At 50.1% G+C, this 4,461-nt stretch carries 5 protein-coding genes and 1 pseudogene; 2 read left to right on the top strand and 4 right to left on the bottom strand.

The annotated features are described in order from the left end of the window. Window positions 1-117 precede the first annotated feature (117 nt). Together QPL95_RS18320 and QPL95_RS18315 are read right to left on the bottom strand one after the other, a co-directional pair. A pseudogene (locus QPL95_RS18320) lies at window positions 118-720 on the bottom strand (5'-nucleotidase); the annotation flags it as partial. 53 nt (window positions 721-773) lie between these two features. Next, on the bottom strand, window positions 774-1,115 hold the full coding sequence (locus QPL95_RS18315) for a hypothetical protein (RefSeq protein WP_303292352.1): 342 nt from the start codon (window positions 1,113-1,115) through the stop codon (window positions 774-776). Between the two features lie 108 nt (window positions 1,116-1,223). On the opposite strand from QPL95_RS18315, the gene QPL95_RS18310 reads away from it, so the two are divergent. Further along, a complete protein-coding gene (locus tag QPL95_RS18310) occupies window positions 1,224-1,481 on the top strand; it encodes a hypothetical protein (protein WP_303292351.1) in 258 nt (85 codons plus the stop codon). After that, complete coding sequence (locus QPL95_RS18305; protein WP_303292350.1) at window positions 1,478-2,125, top strand: hypothetical protein; 648 nt, start codon at window positions 1,478-1,480, stop codon at window positions 2,123-2,125. The genes QPL95_RS18310 and QPL95_RS18305 overlap by 4 nt, the downstream gene beginning before the upstream one ends. Window positions 2,126-2,307: 182 nt before the next feature. Here QPL95_RS18305 and QPL95_RS18300 read toward each other — a convergent pair whose 3' ends face one another. Together QPL95_RS18300 and QPL95_RS18295 are read right to left on the bottom strand one after the other, a co-directional pair. Continuing rightward, on the bottom strand, window positions 2,308-3,573 hold the full coding sequence (locus QPL95_RS18300; protein ID WP_303292349.1) for an McrC family protein: 1,266 nt from the start codon (window positions 3,571-3,573) through the stop codon (window positions 2,308-2,310). 3 nt (window positions 3,574-3,576) lie between these two features. Then, complete coding sequence (locus QPL95_RS18295; protein WP_303292353.1) at window positions 3,577-4,281, bottom strand: AAA family ATPase; 705 nt, start codon at window positions 4,279-4,281, stop codon at window positions 3,577-3,579. Window positions 4,282-4,461: the final 180 nt, after the last annotated feature.

The raw sequence follows: 4,461 nt of genomic DNA, 5'->3' as shown, positions 1-4,461 counted from the left end.
CAACAGTCAGACTGTGAGGTGGGGCCATCTTCTGGAGAATGGCTTCTTTACGTTCCGGTGAATAATGGGGCATGGTTGTCCTCTGAAATATTCAGGCGACAACTACGCTGACACATAGGGACCCGGGCTATGTGGAATACTGGCTTTAGACGATTCGTGCTTGTGGAAGGCCTCCAGTTCGCCGCCTTTATACACGCGTTCTGATGCATCATCCGCAATGACCCCGTCGAAATCGAATGCGATTCTCAATTCCCCATCGTCATCATCATCCACCACCTGGGACGGCAGTACGGTACCGGCAGGATATTCGTAGTCGATGGCTTTCAGAACATCCTGCTCGTTGGAGGATAGAAACAGTGAGGCATTGAAAGCGGGAATGTAGGGGTAGGGCGACTTGCCTTCCAGAAACGCCGCCCTGGAAATATCCAATCCATGGTGCTCAATCGACCGAAATGCTCGCTTGCCCGTAATTGAGGAGTTCCGCGATAGCAGGACCACTTCCACGGGCGAAGTATCGGGAAAACGCTTGTTGATATTGAGGAACCGACGCACGAATGGAAACGCCACGCCTTTAGCCAGGGGGACGTCCAGATGTTCCTCCTGGTAGTCACGGTAGGCGATCGCGCCTTGTTCCTGGAAAACCTTGTCGGACTCGGAGAGGTCAAAGAGAGCGCTTGAAGCTACAGCAATCACCAGCTTGTCTTCTATGGGGTAAGGCATTAGCGATCCTTTTGAGCTAATAATCGCGGACGCGGATTTAAATTTGAGCGGTATTACGTTAACCGGCGAGCCGCCTCAGACCGGACGACATCCCAACTACTTCTGTCGGTAGGCATTCCATTATCGCCAAGAGGCGATACCCCTAGTTCCTCTCGGCGGGCGTTTACCTTCGCTGCATATCCGGCGCTCATTGGATTAATTCCGCGACGCCGGTCTTTGGCGTCAGCGATCGAGTCCATCATGAAATCATACTCTTCTGGAAAGAGCTCATGGTGAAATTGCTTTGCCAGAGACTCAATCCGCTGGTTTTGTTCAACTTCCTCAAGCTCTTCCGGTGACAGGTTCTCATAGGCTTCGCGTAACTTCCTGGCGGCTTCCTTTTTCGCTTTGTTCATAACCGTTGCTCCCTATTTATTAAGCTTGAAAAAAGTATATGGCAGAAAGGCGACGTAAATTGTCGCATTAGTCAGTGATGATAATGGCAAATGGACAGGAGGATCGGCATGTTATCCAGGTATAGCGCAGAACAGATCTCCCGGGCTCTGTTCGAAACCGACCCGATGAACACCGGCTGCAAGGAAAACGGCTGCTTTGACGAATACGATCGCGTTGCGAGTGATATTGCAGACAGGCTTGCGGCAGGAGAGGGCATTGAAGAGGCTCTGAGCACAGAAATCTCAGACTGGTTTTTCGATGGAGGACAGTGTGACCAGAGCCGGCTTCAACCGGTTCTTGATGCGTTGGGTAAGGGGGAGAAATGATCGACAACTTCAAAACAGATCTAGTGTTGCGTGTAGCCGCCATCCCCCATGATGAAATTTTGAGGGCGATGGGCTACCAGAAACCAACGTCCGCAAACCTGGAGCGCCTCCAGAACGTGCTGGATGGTCCAGAGTTTGGCCTGAACGACGGCGGATTCGATTTCAAATACAGCAGTGAGGGATTCCTGCGGGCAATGTGCGTGGTCACGGGCATGGATATGGCTCTGGCCGACCAGCGTATCTGTCGGATCAAGAAATACCTGGAGGAGGAGCGAGACGCGTTCAAGCCATACCTATGGGTTGATACCGGCTTCAAGAGGACGAGCCAGCCAATCTTCGCCCTGGCTGTGTGTGAACATCAGCGTTACCTGGACTTTTCGAAAGGCTTCTGGCGACTCTCTATCGAACGGCAACTGGGCCGCGCCCAGTGTCGTGTCCGCGAACATGTTTATGAAACCGGCGGGGAGCTTGGAATCTGGGGACATATCAAGCAATATTGGTTTTATTACAAAAAGAACGCAGCCTATCTATTGGCCTTGAATGGCGAGGTGATTGGCAAACACGAAGGGCCTGTGCCCAACCAGGTAATAGGAACCCGAGAGTTGAGTGTTATCTCTCTGGCGGCTCGTGAAGCCCAGCGATAAAAGCCTAAGTAACGGTATCGACAAACGATCTGTCTGGCAAAACACCTCGTTCCTGTCTGGAATTGGTGGCTTCAGTCAGATTAATAATTCGTGGGTACTGCACAACAATGTTCGGCTTGAGAAGAATTTTTAAGGCTTTGAAATCTCAAGTTCCTGCCTGAACGGCTGTCGAAAATTTTGTTTCAACTCATAGTAGGTTGCGATTTCAACAATGCAGCCCGGACCAATTCACCTATTCCTTTCGTAACATCGGTACAGAAAACATCTAGACCCATTCTTTGCCTTCCGTAAAGCTGAATAGGGTAATGTGGTTCTAGGTTTTGCTGGCGAGGATAAATCAGCGCCAGTGATTGAAGATTGTAGAGGTTTCCATAGGCTGTGAGCTGATAGAGATCCTGCTGAGAGATACCAAGCTTGGCCTCGGTGCTGTCGAGAATCTTCCACTTAGCATCTAGGATCAGAACCACTTTTTTATCTTGATTAATCAGACTAATGTCCGGGCGTGTTTGAAAAACTTCCTGGTCAATATCGGCCCTGTAGGCCAAATGCCTGCGAGGCGACTGTTCTTTAAGAGTTAAGCCAGCTTGATGAGCAATAGGTCTGAGCTCGGCGGCCAACCACCGTTCAAATAAAACGTTCATATCGAAGAGAATTGACAGCAAGTTGTGCTTGCCGGCCGTTACATCTGGATTTCGCGTATCCAGGAAGAGACGGCACCAATCTAATAGGGGGCCATAGCGGCTGTTGGTCCGATTGAGCTGGATACGGTCGATATCAGACGAAGAAAAACGTGCCTCTGAAATAGCATCGTGTTGCATCAGTAGCTCAGTCACAGCTTTGCGCGACTGGTTGGATCGGCATTGTGGGAACAGAATTCGCAGTGTGAACTTAATGATCTGATTGATGGTGATGTCGTCAGTCAGTTCATCAAATTGACAGTACAACCTTTCACTGTGTGCCAAATTCTGTCTGAGTTGCTGGTTCACCAAAAGCTTGCCTTTGACGACCCCAAGATTAGCTTCCTGTTGTTGATAGTCGCGGGGCTTGCCAATTAGGGTCTGTTCGCGCAGTAGTAGGCAAAATTCCTGAATGAAAATATCTAGCAGGGAATGATTCTGCGCGTGTATGGATGCTCCTGCACCGCGGTGGACCTTCATCATGCCGGCTTTGCGCAGCATTCTGATGAGGGTTAGTCTGCAGGAGCCTGGCTGTGATTCTTTTCCGTAAATTTTTGGAAGAATTTCTAGGGTAAGTCCTTCCAGCTGAACCACACCACAGAATTGGCGCCATTGTAGTGACTGATGGCCCCATCGAAACGCGTCTAGAGGGATGCTCTTCGATTTACTGAGCTGTGCAGCCTGTGCCGTAGTGATCGCAAAATCACCCGAATTTCGAGTAGGCCTTATCGGAACGGACTGATGTTCCAGGCACGTTAAAACCTCACTCACGGCTCATTCCTGTGGTTCATAAATTTTACGAACCGCATCTGGTGTTATGTTCTCTGGTGCTGCTACCCGGTAATCCGCCAAATCTTCAAAATCATCGTGTTTAAAGCCCAGAACATCTGAGGGTTTTAGCATTTCATGTTCAATGATCTGTGGCTCCACTGGCCGGTTATCCTGTTCAACATCCCGAAATACTAGCTGAATGCGGTGCCAGTCGTTATAGAAGTATTCCTGCAAAAGCGGGATAAATTGGTTGAGCACAACGTCCCGAAGGGCTTTGAAATCCTTCACGTTGTATAGATACGCATGACCGAGCGTTAGGTCCCGGTTAAGCAGAAATCGAATGCGCCGATTCATGGCCTCTAGCAGTGCGCGAAGGTCAATCAAACCGCCTTCACCATCTTCAATGTAGCCATCTCCCCGGGAGCCGGAAATTACCTTGGCATTAGGCATAAGCTCTTCGAAGCGGAAGCGGCGTCTAAGCGCTGTATCTAGCAAAGCGATGGAGCGATCAGCTGTGTTCATTGTGCCGTAAATGTCCAGGTTCCTTGGCACCCCAAACTGATCCCTGGAGTAGGGTAAAGTTAGCTCCATGCCTGCGGTCAGGCGGCCCGCTTCGTCATACACTGCACGTTTATCTGGCTCGATCAGTGTAATCAGTTCACCGAAAATCTTGGCAATGTTGCCTCTGTTGATCTCGTCGATAAACAGCGCATATCGGGTGTCGGGGGCGTTCTGCGCATCCTGACAGATCTGGCGGAAGACGCCAGGTGTAGTGGTTCAATGATTCCGGACACCAACGTAGGTGGTAAGATCGCCACCATAAACGAGGTGTCTGATGACCAGAAAGCGACGTTCTTTTTCTCCTGAGTTCAAACAGGAAGCAGCCAG

This window comes from Marinobacter sp. SS5-14b, from assembly GCF_030541005.1.
GTDB lineage: Bacteria > Pseudomonadota > Gammaproteobacteria > Pseudomonadales > Oleiphilaceae > Marinobacter.
Note: the sequence above shows the minus strand (reverse complement) of the source record. Positions and strands in the feature narration are given on the sequence as shown.

Coding starts and splice junctions, on each gene's coding strand:
- QPL95_RS18310 (WP_303292351.1), top strand. CDS start 1,224: ATGTTATCCAGGTATAGCGCAGAACAGATCTCCCGGGCTCTGTTCGAA.
- QPL95_RS18315 (WP_303292352.1), bottom strand. CDS start 1,115: ATGAACAAAGCGAAAAAGGAAGCCGCCAGGAAGTTACGCGAAGCCTAT.
- QPL95_RS18305 (WP_303292350.1), top strand. CDS start 1,478: ATGATCGACAACTTCAAAACAGATCTAGTGTTGCGTGTAGCCGCCATC.